The sequence below is a fragment of the Negadavirga shengliensis genome, from assembly GCF_042652345.1.
GTDB classification, from domain to species: domain Bacteria; phylum Bacteroidota; class Bacteroidia; order Cytophagales; family Cyclobacteriaceae; genus Negadavirga; species Negadavirga shengliensis.
In genome coordinates, this window is the sequence record NZ_JBHSJJ010000009.1 from 125569 (window position 1) to 143236 (window position 17668).

General features: G+C 45.0%; 12 protein-coding genes. 7 read left to right on the plus strand and 5 right to left on the minus strand.

Features of this window, described 5'->3' with window-relative positions; genetic code table 11:
* Positions 1 to 26: 26 nt before the first annotated feature.
* From ACFPFU_RS16120 to ACFPFU_RS16130, 3 genes are all read right to left on the minus strand, one after another.
* Entirely contained in the window at positions 27 to 818 is a 792-nt protein-coding gene (locus ACFPFU_RS16120) for a hypothetical protein (protein WP_377065879.1), read from the minus strand.
* A gap of 265 nt (positions 819 to 1083) precedes the next feature.
* A complete protein-coding gene (gene mgrA, locus ACFPFU_RS16125) occupies positions 1084 to 2103 on the minus strand; it encodes an L-glyceraldehyde 3-phosphate reductase (protein ID WP_377065881.1) in 1020 nt (339 codons plus the stop codon).
* Between the two features lie 456 nt (positions 2104 to 2559).
* Positions 2560 to 3927 (minus strand): exonuclease domain-containing protein, encoded by a 1368-nt coding sequence (locus ACFPFU_RS16130; protein WP_377065883.1) that lies wholly within the window; start codon positions 3925 to 3927, stop codon positions 2560 to 2562.
* A 225-nt stretch (positions 3928 to 4152) separates the two neighbouring features.
* On the opposite strand from ACFPFU_RS16130, the gene ACFPFU_RS16135 reads away from it, so the two are divergent.
* From ACFPFU_RS16135 to ACFPFU_RS16145, 3 genes are all read left to right on the plus strand, one after another.
* Complete coding sequence (locus ACFPFU_RS16135; protein WP_377065885.1) at positions 4153 to 4749, plus strand: DinB family protein; 597 nt, start codon at positions 4153 to 4155, stop codon at positions 4747 to 4749.
* 13 nt (positions 4750 to 4762) lie between these two features.
* Positions 4763 to 5338 (plus strand): sugar O-acetyltransferase, encoded by a 576-nt coding sequence (locus ACFPFU_RS16140; protein ID WP_377065887.1) that lies wholly within the window; start codon positions 4763 to 4765, stop codon positions 5336 to 5338.
* Positions 5339 to 5670: 332 nt separating this feature from the next.
* The gene (locus tag ACFPFU_RS16145) at positions 5671 to 8214 is read left to right on the plus strand and encodes a TonB-dependent receptor (protein WP_377065889.1); all 2544 of its coding nucleotides are present in this window, start codon (positions 5671 to 5673) and stop codon (positions 8212 to 8214) included.
* On the opposite strand, the gene ACFPFU_RS16150 is transcribed toward ACFPFU_RS16145, so the two are convergent.
* The gene (locus ACFPFU_RS16150; protein WP_377065891.1) at positions 8211 to 9890 is read right to left on the minus strand and encodes an AMP-binding protein; all 1680 of its coding nucleotides are present in this window, start codon (positions 9888 to 9890) and stop codon (positions 8211 to 8213) included. The genes ACFPFU_RS16145 and ACFPFU_RS16150 overlap by 4 nt on opposite strands.
* Positions 9891 to 10246: 356 nt before the next feature.
* On the opposite strand from ACFPFU_RS16150, the gene ACFPFU_RS16155 reads away from it, so the two are divergent.
* From ACFPFU_RS16155 to ACFPFU_RS16170, 4 genes are all read left to right on the plus strand, one after another.
* Positions 10247 to 11458, plus strand: coding sequence for a hypothetical protein (locus tag ACFPFU_RS16155; protein WP_377065893.1), 1212 nt, complete (start codon positions 10247 to 10249; stop codon positions 11456 to 11458).
* Between the two features lie 41 nt (positions 11459 to 11499).
* Positions 11500 to 12117, plus strand: a complete 618-nt coding sequence (locus ACFPFU_RS16160; RefSeq protein WP_377065895.1) for a DUF4230 domain-containing protein — start codon at positions 11500 to 11502, stop codon at positions 12115 to 12117.
* A 272-nt stretch (positions 12118 to 12389) separates the two neighbouring features.
* Positions 12390 to 14945 (plus strand): hybrid sensor histidine kinase/response regulator, encoded by a 2556-nt coding sequence (locus ACFPFU_RS16165; RefSeq protein ID WP_377065897.1) that lies wholly within the window; start codon positions 12390 to 12392, stop codon positions 14943 to 14945.
* Positions 14946 to 15210: 265 nt separating this feature from the next.
* On the plus strand, positions 15211 to 15819 hold the full coding sequence (locus ACFPFU_RS16170) for a class I SAM-dependent methyltransferase (protein WP_377065899.1): 609 nt from the start codon (positions 15211 to 15213) through the stop codon (positions 15817 to 15819).
* 350 nt (positions 15820 to 16169) lie between these two features.
* Here the strand turns inward: ACFPFU_RS16170 and ACFPFU_RS16175 are convergent, their stop codons facing one another.
* Entirely contained in the window at positions 16170 to 17654 is a 1485-nt protein-coding gene (locus ACFPFU_RS16175; protein WP_377065901.1) for a RagB/SusD family nutrient uptake outer membrane protein, read from the minus strand.
* Positions 17655 to 17668: the final 14 nt, after the last annotated feature.

The following is a 17668-nucleotide window of genomic DNA, read 5'->3' on the forward strand; positions in this document are numbered from 1 at the left end:
CATTAGGCTATTTAAAGGTTACCATTTTATCTCACCATAGATTCCAGTGTAGCCAAATAAACCCATTTCTGATCTCTGGACTTTAACCCCTTTTCCACTTCCATGAGTTGGCTTTCAGTGGCATCCATGTCTTCATATTCCATCGAGTTGAAAAACTGTACATAATTGGAATAGACGTTCATCGTCATATGGGTAGATTTAGCCTCACTTCCCGTGGGTACAGCAGTTCTTAAAAACCGCCAGTTTTCCATCAAACCAGCCTTGATTTTTTTCTCATGGATAGGTAAAAACACTTCCCTTTCTGCCTTTTCATACTCATCGAATTTCCCTTCCACCGCTTTCATCAGATCGAATGAAGCCAGGGTTCCCGGTCTGTAATTGTAAGAATCGTCTGTCCTGGCCACCTCCACCATATAATTTCTAACCGCAAGATCCTGATTGTCTATGGCATCCCTAAACCTGCTGGCAATCTCTGTTTCACTCATATCAGGAAAAGCCTCTTTGGCATTTTGAACAAGCTGATCCAAATCATTGCCATTCATCATTTTTACGGGATCATTGTAATAGGTGATTGTTGCATACTGGAAGGGTTCCCCCTCCGTACCTGACTGCAGGGACCAGAGATCCCACCCGGTGATCGCACCATTCTGTAAAGCTCGTTCATAGACTTTAGCCAAAAAATCCTTGTATTCAAGATAATCAAATACCCTGTTCGGATCCACCCTGATAAATTCAAAAACCAGGTACTTTTTTTCCTGTGCGAAAAGGCCTTGGCTAATCATGAGAACCAAGAGCCAAAGAAAGACGGACTTTTTCATTGTGTATGTATTTGGGTTTAAGATCAACCTTTATTATTACCCATAATATACAAAACTTCAAACAATAATTATACCGACAAAACAAAAAATAATCCACTTAATCTAAAGTAATTGACGCATTTCAATATAAAAACTAAAGAAACACATAATTAGTTTGGAAGATACTGCCTAAAAAATCAAACGCCTGTTTTCTAAAATGACAAAACCCTTCCCTGCCGATGACCCCGGACAGGAAAGGGTTTCTTTAGCTCATTGCCATCTCCGGTCAACCATTCAATATCGTCATGATTTCACTCCTTTCCGTTTGACTGAATTCAAGATTGTCCAGGCATTTCACGTTGTCATCCAACTGGGAAGGCCTGCTCACTCCTACCAATACGGATGTGATCCTCCTGTCCTTTAACAACCATGCAATTGCCATCTGGGCCAGGCTCTGTCCTCTTTTTTGGGCCAGTCCATTCAGTTGCTTTACTTTATCCAAAAGCTCCTCGGTAATCGCTCCCGCTTGGAGGTATCTACCGTCTTTCACTGCCCTGGAATCTTCGGGAAAACCTTTGAGGTATTTGTCCGTCAAGACCCCCTGCTCCAAAGGTGAAAAAGCAATAGCCCCGATGCCGCGGTCCTCCAGTACATCCAGCAAACCGTCTTCCACCCAGCGGTCCATCATGCTGTACCGGGGCTGATGAATAAGGCATGGCGTGCCCAGCTCTTTCAGTATTTTTGCTGCTTTTTCAGTGTCTTCAGCGCTGTATTGGCTGATCCCCACGTAGAGGGCCTTGCCCTGTCTGACAATTTGATCCAATGCTCCCATCGTTTCCTCTAGGGGCGTTTTGGGATCGGGGCGGTGGTGATAGAAAATATCCACATATTCCAATCCCATTCTTTTTAAGCTTTGGTCCAAGCTGGCGATCAGGTATTTCCTGGAGCCGTAATTGCCATAAGGGCCTGGCCACATGTCCCATCCGGCCTTGGAAGATATGATCAGCTCATCCCTGTAGGGTGTGAAATCCTTATCGAAGATCCTTCCAAAATTTTCTTCCGCCGACCCATATGGCGGGCCATAATTATTGGCCAGGTCAAAATGGTTGATTCCTAAATCAAACGCCCTTCTAAGGATTGTTCTCGAGTTCTTAAAATCGTCACTGTGCCCGAAGTTATGCCATAACCCCAAGGAAATGGCCGGCAGGTCTATCCCACTTCTTCCACATCTACGGTAAATCATGTTATCGTATCTCTCCACAGCGGGGAAATAAGGCCCCAGTGGTTCATGATCATTAATTTTCATAAGTTATACGGTTTGTTGTTGGGCGGTAAAGGTAACCATAAAACCGAAAACTGAAATGGAATACCACCAGGTTAACCATCCATTTCTTTGAAATGCCACCACATCTCTTTTTAAGTCATACAAGGCCTGGAAGGACACATTCCCAGCCTTTAATGCGGGGCATATGGCTAGTTTGTTAAGTCAAGTATGATATTTCAGGCTATTTGTTTGTGAAACTGCTGGTTTGCGAGAGCGCTTGGTTGTCCAGAAATCCCGAAACAAGTCCGGGACAGGTCCCCGAAGCCGGTCAACGGGATTCGGGGAATTCACACGAAGGGTGAGGATAAGTTGGTTAAAATTGTTATCTGGGAAATCGATTCAATGAACTGAATCATTTCACGAAATTCGTGTCAATCAGTGGAATCCGTGGACAATAAATTCATTGGTTAACCTGAAAATTGACCCCCTACTTAAAAACTAACTTGAATTTAGGTACAGGATGTTCGATTTAGGGATTTTTTCCAGATAGGATCTTAAAAGAAGTTGCGTTTCCACGACCCTCCGCACAGGTTTCAACAGGTCCATGACTGTATGGCCATCCACGGAAACGCCGTTTTTTTCTACAAACCCAAAAGCGGAGAAAAAACCGTCTTCAAAAAGCAGAACAGCCTCTTCTTCCGGCGTACGCCCCTTGTCCCTGACAAGTATTTTATCTGCCTGCATTTTAGCGCCTTCCAAAAACTGCCCTACCTTGGCATTGTATGTTTCCGCATCTTCCTTACCACAGCAAGGCCCACTACACTTGCCTGACGCATAATCATAGCAAGCCCCTGATGTCTTTTGAATGCCACAGAATTTCGGACACAGCCCAAATTTTTCCATGTTGTCCAGTAAAAACTTCCAGGCTTCCGAATGGTTGGTAAAAGTGTATACGGGATTTGTTCCTTTAACAGACTTACTCACCTGAAAACGGATATAGCCCTGCATGTCCTCATAAACAAACAGGCCCCAGGAAACTGATCTGACCTTTAATGACCTGTTGTATTTTGGCCAAAGACGTTTGATTTCCATCGCCTCCAATAAAAGCGCCAGCAACTCGCTTCCCGTCAACTCATAACTCACATCATGGATTTCTGACCTCAAGTTAATTTTGGACTTGCCGGTAAAATGTCCTTCAAAACGGCTTCGGATATTCAATGCCTTGCCTACGTAAATGACCTGGCCGTTTCTGTCATGAAAATAGTACACCCCAGTGGCTTGAGGCAGTTCCCTATATTTCTCCACACTGATATGTGGTGGAAGGGACAACTCTTTTCCCCTGGATCCCAAAGCTTTTGCGATAAACCCCTCATTGTCTGCTTTGAGCAATTTTCCAAACAACTGCGCAGTTGCCCAAGCATCCCCCAAAGCCCTGTGCCGGTCATTTATGTGGATACCCACACTTTCACAGAGTCTCCCGAGACTGTAAGAACCCAGACCCGGAAAAATTTTTCTGCTCATGCGTACCGTGCACAGCCTTTTCGGATTGAATGGTATGCCCTCCCTTCCAAATGCCTCTTTGACAAAGTTAAAATCAAAACTCACATTATGGGCTATGAATACCTTTCCCTCCAACATCCGGGCTAGCTCACCGGAAATTTCCGAAAAAGTGGGTGCATCCGCTAACATACCCCCGTCTATTCCCGTTAAACCCGTAATAAACCCGGGAATTTGACACCCGGGGTTAATAAGCTTTTCATAGTGGCCTGTTATTTGCCTGCCATCATGAAAAACCACAGCGATTTCAATGATCCTGTTGCGCGCGGAAAACCCTCCCGTGGTCTCTATATCCACTATGGCATACATAGCAAGAAATTCTATTTTAACAGTAAGTAGCAACCCCGTGTGAAAACACTTCCACTAAGATAAAGCAAAGAAGACAAACGACAAATAATTGTACTGAATTGTTATAACACTTGGTTTCAGGCACAAAAAAACAACCGATAATGAAAAAAACAAAGATTTTTTAGGTTTCATTAGCTGACTCCTTGAATCCTATTGATCAAATCATTAATATTAAGATTTAAAGCCATGAAAATCTTCAGGCACAAAACAGTAGAACCTACATTGACCGCCACCACAAGATCCGAAACAATGAAAGATAAAGCCGATAACTGGCAAATGGAATTGGCAAATATCGCCTGGGAGTTTGAGCAGACCCTGAAAAAAAGCAATGTGACAGATCTCAATCGTAAACCCGGTTCCCAGTCCTGGAGTATAGCAGAGATCATATCCCACCTGATTCTGGTAAATACTTCTTATTTCCCTACTTTCAAACAACTCTTAAAAAACGAATACAAACCGCCTCTGCTGGGAAGAGTCCCCATGCTGGGTAAAAAAGTTGGGGAAATGATCCTTGATGCGATGAAAAAACCCAGGAAAACCAAAACATTTGAAATATGGCAACCCAGCAGTCAGTTATATGATAAAACCATTCTGGACAGGTTTTTCGATCAGCAACACCAACTTTCCTCCTATGTTCAAAAACTGGAGCCTCTCCTCGAAAAAGGCGTCATGATAGCCTCACCTGCAAATAAATGGGTGGTATACAGTTTGGATCAAGCCATTGAAATCATTCTGACCCATGAAAAAAGGCACTTGGGACAAATCAAAACACTTTCAAATTAAAAACCCTGACGGTATGGCAACTGAAAAAGAAAAAATGCTCGCAGGACAACTTTATCTCGCCTCGGACGAGGAATTGGTTAAAGAAAGGTTCCAGGCAAGACAGTTAATGAAAACATTCAATGACAGCCTTCCTGATGCACTAAGCATAAGGGAATCCATCTTAACAAAGCTCTTGGGAAAAAAGGGCAGGGAACTTTGGATTGAACCGCCTTTTTATTGTGATTACGGTTATAATATTTTCGCTGGCGATCAGGTATTTTTTAATTTCAACTGTACCATCCTGGATGTGAACAAAGTAACTATCGGTGACCGGAGCATGTTTGGTCCCAATGTTCAGATTTACGCTGCCACACACCCCGTCGATTGGAAAGAAAGAAGCACCCTGCTGGAATTCGGCCTTCCGGTTACCATTGGCTCGGACGTATGGGTAGGCGGCGGGGCCATCATCTGTCCCGGTGTGACAGTAGGTGACCGGAGCATCATCGCTGCCGGAGCGGTCGTCACCAAAGATGTCCCATCCGATACCTTAGTAGGCGGCAACCCAGCCAGGGTGATCAAAATGCTGGATGCAAAAATCCAGTCATCCTGATCCCTCATGCTAACACCCAGACGTATACCGTAATATAATTCTGCTCTTTCCCTACATAGTCATCATCTTTCACTGTGAAAAAATCCTGATTGGGAGTCGATATTAAAAATAAACCGGACTTCCTTCGGATTTGCTAATTGGACCAACTCTTAGCCTCCTTTAAAAGGCCGGAAGAGGGGTTGAAATTTTTTTTTCCAAAAAAAGAAAACAGTCAAAAAAATAGATATATATTTGTCTACTAATCCGATAGGGTTTATATATTTATTGATTTAACAAGCTGATCTATAGAGCATAAGGATCTTCTGTTGGCAAAAATCACCTTTAAAACTACCATGAGAAAAACATTCCCAATCCTCCCATTTCTCCTCTTGTTGGGATCTCCGGTTCTTTCCCAACAAACCTTGCGGGGTATCATCAGGGACGCCTACGGAGAACCTTTGGTCGGTGCCACGGTCATACTCCCCGTTACCCATGATTTCGCCATTGCCGATGAAAACGGACTGTTTGTGCTTACTACCTCCGCATCCCTGCCTGTTATGATTAAAGCCAGTTTCGTGGGCTTTGATGCCTACGAAGCCCGGATAGAGGAATGGCCTTCTTCCCTTCTGGAGATTATCTTAAAGGAGGGTGACTTGCTGTCCGAAGTAGTGGTCATCGCCAGACGCCGGCAGGAGGAAATCCGCTCGGTACCGATTCCCATTACGGTTGTAGGCGGCAGTCAAATAGACGATGCGGGTGCATTTAATGTGGGAAGGGTGAAGGAGTTGGTTCCCACGGTCCAGCTTTACTCCTCAAATCCCAGGAACACCGCCTTAAACATCAGAGGATTGGGAACAACTTTTGGCCTGACCAATGACGGGATTGATCCCGGGGTGGGTTTTTACATGGATGGTGTCTATTATGCACGTCCCGCAGTGACGGCCTTGGATTTTGTTGATGTGGAGCAAATTGAGATCCTTCGGGGACCGCAGGGCACGTTGTTTGGAAAAAACACGACGGCAGGGGCATTCAATATAACCACCAAAAGGCCGAGATTCCAACCGGATGCCACTTTGGAATCAAGTATCGGGAATTACGGCTTCATTCAGACCAAGGGCACCTTAACCGGGCCTTTAAACCATAAACTGGCAGGAAGACTGTCATTCTCCGGCACCCGTAGAAATGGGGTATTGTACCATACGGTCACTCATAATCATGTCAATACCCTGAATAATTTTGGCTTGAGGACCCAGCTGCTCTACCTGCTTTCAGAAAAAACGGAAATCATGCTCGCAGCAGACGTCAACCTCCAGCGTCCGGATGGTTATGCCCAGGTCATGGTGGGAGCGGTGGAAACAAGGCTGGCTGAATTCCGTCAGTTCGATCAGATCACCAAAGACCTGGGATATACTTTGCCTTCTTCCAATCCATTTGACCGGCTTATCGATCATGATACCCCTTGGCGCTCCGGAAATGATATGGGAGGAATATCGCTTAATACTGACGCGGAATTAGGCAAAGGTAAATTGACTTCAACAACCGCCTGGCGGTACTGGAACTGGGCTCCCTCAAATGATCGGGATTTTACCGGCCTGCAGGCACTGGCTTTATCCGAAGCCCCTTCAAAACATCATCAATGGTCGCAGGAAATTCGCTATGCATGGGATTTTAATGCTAAACTCAGTGGCGTGGCAGGCATCTTTGCACTAGGGCAGGATTTAAGATCCGATCCGTTTCATATAGAAGAATCCGGTATGCATCAATGGAGATTTGCGCAAACCAGCCCAAACCCGCTTTGGCAGACCCCCGGACTCCTTGACGGCTATGGGATCAAAACCCGCAGTAGCCTTAAGAGTCTCAGCGGCGCGGTCTTTGGGCAATTGGACTGGAAAATAACCGATGATTTAAGCCTGTTGCCTGGAATACGTTGGAACTACGATGAGAAGCAGGTCGACTTTGACAGGAAGACATACGGAGGACTTGAAACTGACGATCCGGAGCTCATTGCCATCAAAAATGCCGTATACAACGACCAGGCGTTTGCCGCTGCGGTTAGTGAATCCAATTTTTCGGGACAATTGACCCTTGCCTATCAGGCCAACGATTGGGTCAACACCTTTGTCACGCACTCGCTGGGGTTCAAACCTGTGGGCATCAATCTGGGCGGTTTGCCAAGAGAAAACGGAAGGACCATGCTTGAGCTCGCAAGAATAGAACCCGAACATGTCAGCCATTGGGAATTAGGGATAAAATCAAGCCCTACAGGTCAAACCGCCCTCAATGTGGTTTTCTTCAACACCCAAATCAAAAATTTCCAGACCCTGGTACAGAGTCCCGATCTTTCCGTGAACCGGGGCTACCTGGCCAATGCGGAAAGGGTAAGGGTGCGGGGAGTGGAAATGGATTTCAGTGCCAAAGTGCACAAAAACATGTCCATTTTCGGGGCGTTGGCCTATACAGATGGCGAATATGTTTCCTTTACCAACGCCCCAGTGCCTTTGGAAGACGTTGGAGGGGAACACTTTAAGGACATCTCCGGAGGCAGACTGCCGGGAATTTCCACATGGGCCGGATCAGGGGGCGGAGAACTGACCAAAGAGGGAAAGTTCCTCCTATGGAAAGGCATCTACTTTTTCGCCTCTGAAGCTTTCTTCAGGACTGAATTTTCCTCAAGCCCCTCGCCCTCCCGGTATTTGAATATTGATGGCTATATCCTGGCCAATGCCAGAATGGGATTCAGATCCACCGATGGTCTGTCGGCATTTATATGGTCCAGAAATCTTGTCAACGCGGACTATTTCGAGCAGTTGCTTCCCGGTGCAGGCAATACGGGCCACTATGCGGCCGTATTGGGAGATCCAAGAACCTTCGGTGTGACCATGAGATATACTTTTTAGGTTTTCTTTTCATGATTTTCCCGTATGACTCTTCTAAGGATTTTTCCCACATTGGATTTTGGCAATTCCTGGGCGAAGTATACTTCTTTAGGTATTTTGTAGCTGGTCAGGTTTTCTTTGGCGTGGGCGATGATCTCCTCCTCGGTAACGGATTTATCCTTGGCCACCACATAAGCGACGACCTTTTCAGTGGACTTCTCATCCGGAACGCCTATCACGCCCACCTCCAGCACTTTTTCATGGCTGGCAATGGCATCCTCCACCTCATTCGGATAAACATTGAAACCTGAAACCAGGATCATTTCTTTCTTTCTGTCCACGATTTGCAGAAAACCATCTTCATCCATGATGGCGATGTCCCCGGTTTTGAACCATTCCCCGTCTAAAAAAGCGTCCGCCGTCTCATCAGGCCGGTTCCAATAGCCCTTCATCACCTGCGGTCCTTTCACACATAATTCACCTTTTTCACCTGCAGACAGTTCATTTCCCTCATCATCGACAATTTTTATTTCTGTATTGGGCACAGGGATACCTATGGTGCCGATTCTTTCCGTACCGTCTATGGGATTACAGGACACTACAGGGGAAGTCTCTGTCAGACCGTACCCTTCAGCCAAGGGTACGTGAGTAACTTTCTGCCAACGTTCGGCCACCGCTCTCTGCACAGCCATACCTCCCCCCACCGACACTTTTAGCGCACTAAAATCAAGCGCTCTGAAAGCCTCCTGATTCAGCAAGCCATTAAACAGGGTATTGACTCCGGTAAACACGCTGAAACGGTGTCTGCGCAATTCTTTACAGAAAGCAGGCATATCTCTGGGATTGGTTACCAGAACGTTATGGGCTCCGATCTTCAGCATAGACAGGCAGTTGACCGTCAAGGCAAAAATATGGTACAGGGGAAGAGCCGTAATGACCGTTTCTTCACTTTCTTTTAATTTGGGTTTCATCCAGGCGGAAATCTGCTGCATATTCGCCACTATATTGCCGTGGCTCAGTTCGGCGCCCTTGGATACCCCTGTGGTACCACCGGTATATTGCAAATAGGCCAGATCATCTTTGACAACGTTCTCCTTTTTAAATTCACGCGAAGCCCCCTTGGCCAGCGCATCTTTGAAAGCGTGGGCTCCCGGCAAGGTATAGTCCGGCACCATCTTTTTGATATATCTGACCACAAAGTTGACAATGCCTCCTTTAAGTCCTCCCAAAAGATCACCTATCTGGGTCACGATGATATTTTTAGCAGGAATTTCCTCTCTGATTTTCTGTAAGTTGTGGGCAAAATTGGCGAGAATCACAACCGTTTCCACACCTGCATCGGTAAATTGGTGCTTCATCTCTTTGGCCGTATAGAGGGGATTGGTATTGACGACTACCATTCCGGCCCTAAGAGCGCCGAACATGGCTACCGGATATTGAAGGAGATTAGGCATTTGGATGGCGATCCGGTCACCTTTTTTCATTTTCAGTTCCCCGCTCAGAAAAGCGGCAAAATTCTTCGACATATGGTCCAACTCGTTGAATGTCATAGTTTTTCCCATGCATTCGTAGGCCACTTTGTCGCCAAATTTGCCGATGCTTTCTTCAAAAAGGTTTACAATGCTGTCATAAGCATCAACGTCCACCTCATGTGGAACAGATTCAGGATAAAATTTAAACCAAGGATGATTTTGCATATCAGTTTTATGAGTTTATTGTTCTATCCATGATGGGCTTAGCCATTTGGACTGCTACTAATATATCCAAACTATCCTTTTTTAAAAAATTTCGCTTAATTTAATCACCGGATTCAGAAACCATGGAGATATGATTTCGTATGATGCGGTGTATAAGGTATTTTTTAAAAAGATAATTGCGCGAAAGCAAAAAACATTCTCTCAAACTCCCCGTTGAAGGAATCGTGGTAGGAAATAAGCAGTTTTTTGATTTCATTCGCAGGAGATATTTAACACATTAATAGACATAAACAACACCAAAACAGTAAATTATGGCATAATAATGGCTTTAGCCCCATCCACAATGTTTAAAACCCATGTATAGAGTTAGTAATATGATCATGATGCTGCTAATGATAGCCGTCAGCTATCCTGCAGCAGCCCAACAGGACAGTCTGGTAGTGACGCTGGAAAATACGCTCAAGCAAAGTCTACTGAAAAGCATTGAGCAGAAAACCGATTCACTCAACAGCGATTTGGGAACAAAGCTCACCGACCTGGATTTGAAGATCCAGCTTTTGGATGAGTCGCTTGAACAAACCACCAATGAACGCCAAATCATTAACAAACTGGTGGAAAGAGTGAAGCTTATTGAAGATTTCCAACAAGCTGAAAAAGAGTCTGAATTGAACATTTATAAGGGCAACTACCAGTCAGCGATTATCAACCTGGTCTCCATGGAAAGGGAACTTAAACCGCTGATATTGTTCAATTCTGCCAGGGATTTCTTCACCACCCTTAACCAGATCGGCAACCCTACCCAATATCCGGGTTTCAGCGAATGGTATTCCGGATTCAAGGCTTATGTCAATGAAAACAAGGAATCCAGCGCCACGTTCGGTGTGGTATCCAATCTGATGAACATCACCGGGGACCTGACTGCAGGCACGCCGATCTTCGGCACCTTCAGCCAGGCTTTGTTTATGGGGATGTCCACCTACATAGAAAATATCGGAGGAGGTAAAAAAAACCAGGAACTCAAAGACAGAAGCCAAAAAATGTTTGAACTGGTTTCCGAATTGGGACAATATACCAATGACAAGGACCTGGTAGAAACCGAATGGGAAGCCATCAACGTCGAACTGGAAGAGCTCAAAAAGCTTTATGAATCCAATCTGGAAAAAAACCTCACGATATTGGACATCAAGAGAGCGGACTTTAACCGCCGTTTTACCATGGAAAATGACGCCAACAAAAGGTACCAATATCTCAATGAACTCACGGATGTCATTTCAGAAAAAGTAAGGGACGAGCGCAACAACAACCCCAAAAACTGGAAAAATACCTTTTACTACGAAATGAGCGAAATACAATCACTCAAAGTAAGGTTTGGCACCATTACCTTCAGAATCAGCGAAAACATAGGCAAATACAACGATCTTATTGCCAAATACAAAAAAAGTCAACATATTGGACCAAGAATGACCGATCTGGAAAACAAGTTGAACAATCTCCAGAATTCATTCGACAAAACATTCAATCCGTTGGATTATATCAATTCGGCCAATAAAATGTATAAAGTTTATTGAAAACAGCCCGGAGAATAACAGCAGGATATGCATAAAGGTCCATGTATAGATTCATAGCAGGCATCATCATCAGTTTGGTGGCGGTACTCCTGATTCAGCTCTGTGTCAACAAAAAGGAAGAAAAGCAGGAGTTGACCATGAATACCGCCCTCATACAACAACAAATCAATCAGGTAGGCAAGCTGGTAGTAACGGAAGGGCATTTTTCGCAGGTAGTCAGTTACCGCAATACCCGCAGAAATTATTTTGACATCTTTTCCGCCAACAAAAAAGCATTGGTCATCGTCAACGCCAAAGTCACCGTCGGGTATGATTTGAGACAGGTGATGACGGAAATCGATGAACAAAACAGGACGGTGCGGATCACCTACATCCCTGAACCCGAAATCAACATCTACCCGGACATCGAATATTATGACATCACCCAGGATTATTTGAATAAATTCGGAGCTGAGGATTATAACAAGATAAAAAGCAGGGTCCAAACCATGATGGAGGAAAAAATCAATCAATCCCACCTAAAGGAAAATGCCAAGGAAAGGTTGGTAAGTGAGCTGTCCAAAATCTATATCCTCACAGCATCCATGGGCTGGACTTTACAATACAGGGAAGAAACCATTGACTCCATTGAAGGGCTGGATGAGCTGATCCTCAACTGAAGCCCTAACCCGAAACACCTCTTCTTAAAACAAGGCTGTATTTTTCAGTCTCCTACCCCAATAAATTCTATACTTTACTGATTTCCAAAGTATTGACTTTCTTCCTCAACCTGTGGTGAATTTCCTTGAACTGTGGACTTCTTAAATGAGCCAATAATGGGGAAAGATACCGATCCTTTGCCGTCTATCAGGGTATTTGGCGGCTAATAATTATATCATTAGGTTTCGATGCCAATGGTACAATATTTGAATTTCAACGCATTAAATCAAACATGGAGACGATGATCTTGAATGCGAGGGCAAAGGTAGTGGTGGGTTTCATCTTGGCTGGAACCTTGATCTTAGGGGTGAGTATACTTACTTATATAAGTGTGAAGAACCTTATGGCGTCTGTGGATACCCTGTCCAAGCCAAATGAAAAACTCATGGAATACAATCACTTGCTTTCCGATGTTTACCAATTGGACAGGTACAGCAACACGTTTTCCTCCGAAGAAGGACAGAGAGACACGGTAGATTATCTTTCCAGGGTAAAATCCCGGCTGGATAAACTTTGTAAAGAAGCTTCCGGTCCTATTGAAAGCTATAAAATAGAGAGCATACAGTATAATATTGAGGAACTGGTGAATGTTCATACCAGCCTTTCGGAAGTGAAGAAAAACCTGCTCAACAGAGAGTTTAGCAAGGAAGCACTCAATGATATCGAAAGGAAAATAAGGAGGCAGGAAGAAAGCGGAAAACTTAGAAATCTGAGAAGAATAGGCTCCAGGATAGATACCGCAAGGAGGAATTTAGGTCTTGGCTTATCTAGCCCTAAAGATACTTTGGACAATCGGACAGGCAAAGACAGTCTCGCGCTGGCGCAGGAAGAACAAGGCGATTTAGAAGAGCTCGTGGAGCAGTTGCGTGTTAATCTGGGAGGCACTGTGGATGTACCCCCCGCCCGTAAACCTCTATCAGCTGCTGATTCCCTTTTGTATCTTATCAGGAATTACGTCGCAAACATCTCCAATGAAGAGCGCTTTTTGCATTCCAGGCTGGCTTACCTCGAGCAGCAGTTATTGGAAAAAAACGAATATTTGATTTTTTATATTCAGGACATCATTACCTCATTACAGAATGAGGCGCTGCTTCAATCCCAAGCTGAAAACGAATCGGCCTACGCGCTTACCTATAAACTGTCGCTGTTGCTTGGTCTTCTCACGCTGTTGGGCGTAATAGGTTCGGCGTTGTTTATCTTTAGCATCATCAAAGAAATCAACAAGGCGGAAACCTACCGGGAAAAACTGGAAGAAGCGAAACAAAGGTCGGATAATTTGGCCAAAGCGAAGCAGGATTTTCTGGCCAATATGAGCCATGAAATCCGGAATCCGCTCCATGTCATTCAAGGTTACAACAAAGTGCTGAGTAAAACCGATCTGGACGACGAGCAGCAGGAATTTTTAAATATGGCGAATCTGGCTTCGGAAAACCTATTGGGAGTGGTGAATGACATACTGGATTTTTCAAAAATAGAAGCGGGAAAAATAGAGATATCAAGGCATCCCTTTGACCCAACATCTCTTTTCACAAATATCAAGAAGTTTTTTGAGGCAAAGACACAGGAAAAAGGATTGGCTTTGACCCTGCAATTGGACCTTCCGGATGACAAATGGATGCTCGGGGACGAGTTGAGGATTACTCAAATCCTCAATAACCTTTTATCCAATGCGGTAAAATTCACCGAGGAAGGTGAAATAAACATTGGGGTGGCCTTTAAAGAAAAACCATCAGCCCAGCTCCAAATTATGGTTAGGGATACAGGCATTGGCATGTCCCAGGAAGCAAAAGAGCATCTATTTACCGAATTCCATCAGGGAGACGGCACAATCAGCCGGAAGTTCGGCGGAACCGGGCTAGGTATGGCCATTGTCAAAAAGTTGGTGGATTTCATGAAGGGCAGCGTTGATTTTGAGAGCAAAGAAGGAAAAGGCACAACGGTGACTGTTTCCATTCCCACGGAATTAACAGGCCCACAGCAACACATTGCTGAAAAAGAGCCATCAGGTAATGAGCGCGCATTACAGGATTTAAAAATCCTTTTGGTTGATGACGATAAAACCGTTTTAAAATTCACCGAATTGCTGCTGAAAAGCTTGGGAGCCCAGGTGACCAGTTACCTGGGGGGTATCAGGCTAAGGGACAACTTTCAGAAACTGGATTATGATCTGGCCATGCTGGACTTGCAGATGCCGGAGATAAATGGGTATGATGCCCTAAAAATCATCCGGGGGATGGAACAATACAAAGACCTGCCCATTTTTGCCCTCACTGCCAATGTATATGCGGAAGAAAAGGAATCCATTAAAGCTGAGGGGTTCAATGGGTTGATCCTCAAACCCTTCAAGGAGAAAGAACTTGTTTCTCAAATCCTTCAATACATCGATGTATCCGAAGCCAAATCGGAGGAGAGACCGGCCCCAAAGACCCGTGTGCGACCGGAGAAATCGTATGACCTGTCTGCCGTGGAAAAATACTGCATGGGAGATGCGGAGATGCTGAAGGAGTTGGTGGTGGATTTTTGCAACCAAACGCATCAGGACCTCACCGATCTTAACAAAGCATGGGAAAACAGGAATTATGTGCGGTTGCAGGACATTGCCCACCAGTTGGCCAGTAGATTTGCCCAATTCAATATCCCGGCTAGCTCAAAGGCCAAAAAGCTGGAGGACCAGTTAAAAACAGGTAAAAAAGAAGGGACTCAAAATCTGGTTGCGGAAATTACCCAAGAGGCTTATGGCGTGCTGGAAGAAATGACCGCTGATTTTGACTACATGATGGAGTTCTGATGTGAAAAAAATCTGAGATTTTATCAGCACTTCGGCTTTAAAGTTTGCATAGAAAGTAAGACTTTAGAGAACGGTCCGGTTTTTTGGGACATGAAAAGAATTCCTATTACATTAACTACAACAAGACATTTAAATTGGATGAAACACCATGCATAGGAACGGGAGCAGCCACTATAAATAGACGCGGATGAGCGATAAGCTCACCGCCAAAGCGGAAGTGCGTCTTCCCCTAACGGGATAAAATTGGTATTTAAGCTAAGCAACAATGGCAGAATTTTGGGAAGAAGCATTTAAAGACCATCAGAAAATGTGGGGCTCAGAACCTGCAATATCTGCGGTATTGACAAATGACTTTTTTATTGCTAACCATGTAAAAAATATTCTAATTCCGGGAATTGGCTATGGGCGAAATGCTCAAATTTTCAGAGACAGCGGAATGGAAGTAACGGGAATTGAAATTTCTCAGACAGCAATTGATATAGCTAAAAAACATGTTGGTGACGACCTGACTATTTATCACGGTTCGGTAACAGAAATGCCTTTTGACAACAAACTGTATGACGGCATATTTTGTTACGCGTTGATTCACTTGTTGGACAAAGCCGAAAGAATAAAATTAATCACTGACTGCTATAACCAGCTGACAAAAAACGGCTTGATGGTTTTTACAGCCATCACAAAAAAGGCACAGACGTACGGACAGGGAACTTGCATCGGTAAGGACAGGTTTGAAATGTTTGGTGGCGTAAAAATGTTCTTTTATGACAGAGAAACCATACAGGAAGAATTTGGTAAAGCAGGGCTTTTTGACATTGCAGAAGTAACGGAAAATTATCCTTTTTACATGATAAAATGCAGAAAGGACAAAACATAAGAACGGCGAGAAAAACCGCTCACAACAACAACCACTATCCACGATGCAGCGGGACAGATTAGATGCTTCGAACATTTAAATCCACTGGCTATAAGAACTTTGCGCACCTTCCTGTGCGACACCAAAGCACCCGCAAAACCCATTTGAGCAAGCGGTGGTTGAGTTGGTTACACACTTCACGCATAGATTCTCCCCCTGGACTGTGTTAAAAGTTGAGCAGTCCTAATGCTCACTACCGGGTCATTTAACCCAAACAGCTTAGAGGCGGTTTAGAGCCCGTGCCTTTACACCGGCTCCGGGGGGCCTACCCTCATCATTCGCACAGCATTAGCCGAAGCTATTCGCAACACTCAGTATCCGGGATTTTGGGTAAGCACACCTCCGCTGATATCGATTTCCGCTTGTGGAATCGGAAATATTTCATGGCGGTTAGGCATCCAGTTGATGCCCAGGTTGGCAAAGATTTCCTGTGCCCTTCCCTGTCTGACAATATCAAAATAGCGTTGTTGTTCCATGGCGAGTTCCACTCTTCTTTCATGCCAGATGGCTTCTCTCAGTTCACCTTGGCTGGTAGTGGTCACATCCGGAAGTACATCAGGATCTCCCTGCCGGGCCCTTTCGCGAACCATATTGAGATAAGTCAGCGCCTCGGACGAATTTCCCAATTCATTGGCGGCTTCAGCCGCCATCAGCAGGATGTCCGCATACCTCATCAGCCGGATATTGGCTCCGCTGTTTTGGGTACCTATTGGCGGCATTTCGGGCAGGTGCGCTTTTCTGTTGAACCTGGCGTTGGGGCCCATTCCGGGAACTGCCCGTACGATTTCCCCGCTTTCCAGCGTATCGCCGTTGAATATGACAGTGGCTTCCAGTCGCGGGTCACCTTCTTCATAGGCAGCTATCAAATCATCCGAAGGGCTGTTGAAGCCCCAGCCGCGGTTAGGGTCCCCTCTTATTCCCTGCACCTGGTTAAACTGCGAACCCCCTCCGCCTTGTTCCAAGGCGACTTTAGAAACCTCAAAAACACTTTCCGAAGAATGTTCCCCAGCTTCCCTGAATATTTCCAGGTAATCCGGATGCAAACTGTATTCCCCGGAATTAATGACCTCCATAGCATGTGCGTACACATTTTCAAAATCATTCTGAAACAAATACAACCGGGCGAGGAAGCCATGAGCCGCCCCCCTGGTCACCCTACCCAGATCTGCGGCAGGATAGCCGGATTTTTCCGGGAGGTGGGCCGCGGCAAATTCAAAATCAGCTATGATGAAATCAAAAATCTGTTCCCTGGGGACGCGTTCCTGTGTGTATTCATCCGGGTCTAAGGGATGGGCGACCAAAGGCAGATCTCCGTATACCCTGGTTAAAAAGAAATAAAAATATCCCCTTAGAAAACGGGCTTCGGCCACGAGTCTTTCCCGAAGGTCAGGATCTATATCCATTTCCGGTACATTGACGATGACCTGATTGGCTCTGAATATTCCCTGATAATAAGCCCCCCAGAGTCCGATTATCGCCGTATTGTTGGCGTCATGCGTAAAGTTATTGACCTCATTGAGAAAATCCGAATCACCCGGCACACTTCCTTTGGTCGCATCATCTGAAGCAATGTCCGTTACACCCAAATAAGAAAATACGTGAACGCCCCAATTCCGTAGATGGCTATAGGTCGCGTTGACTGCCTGAACAGCTTGCTCTTCGGTTTGCCAGAAACTCTCAGAAGTCAGTTCCGCTTTAGGATTCTTTTCAAGAAATTCGTCGCTACAGGATACGGTGAAGGCGGCGAAGGCCAAAAGCAATAAACATGTAAGTTGATATGTTGTGATATTTTTCATGGCTATCAATTTTG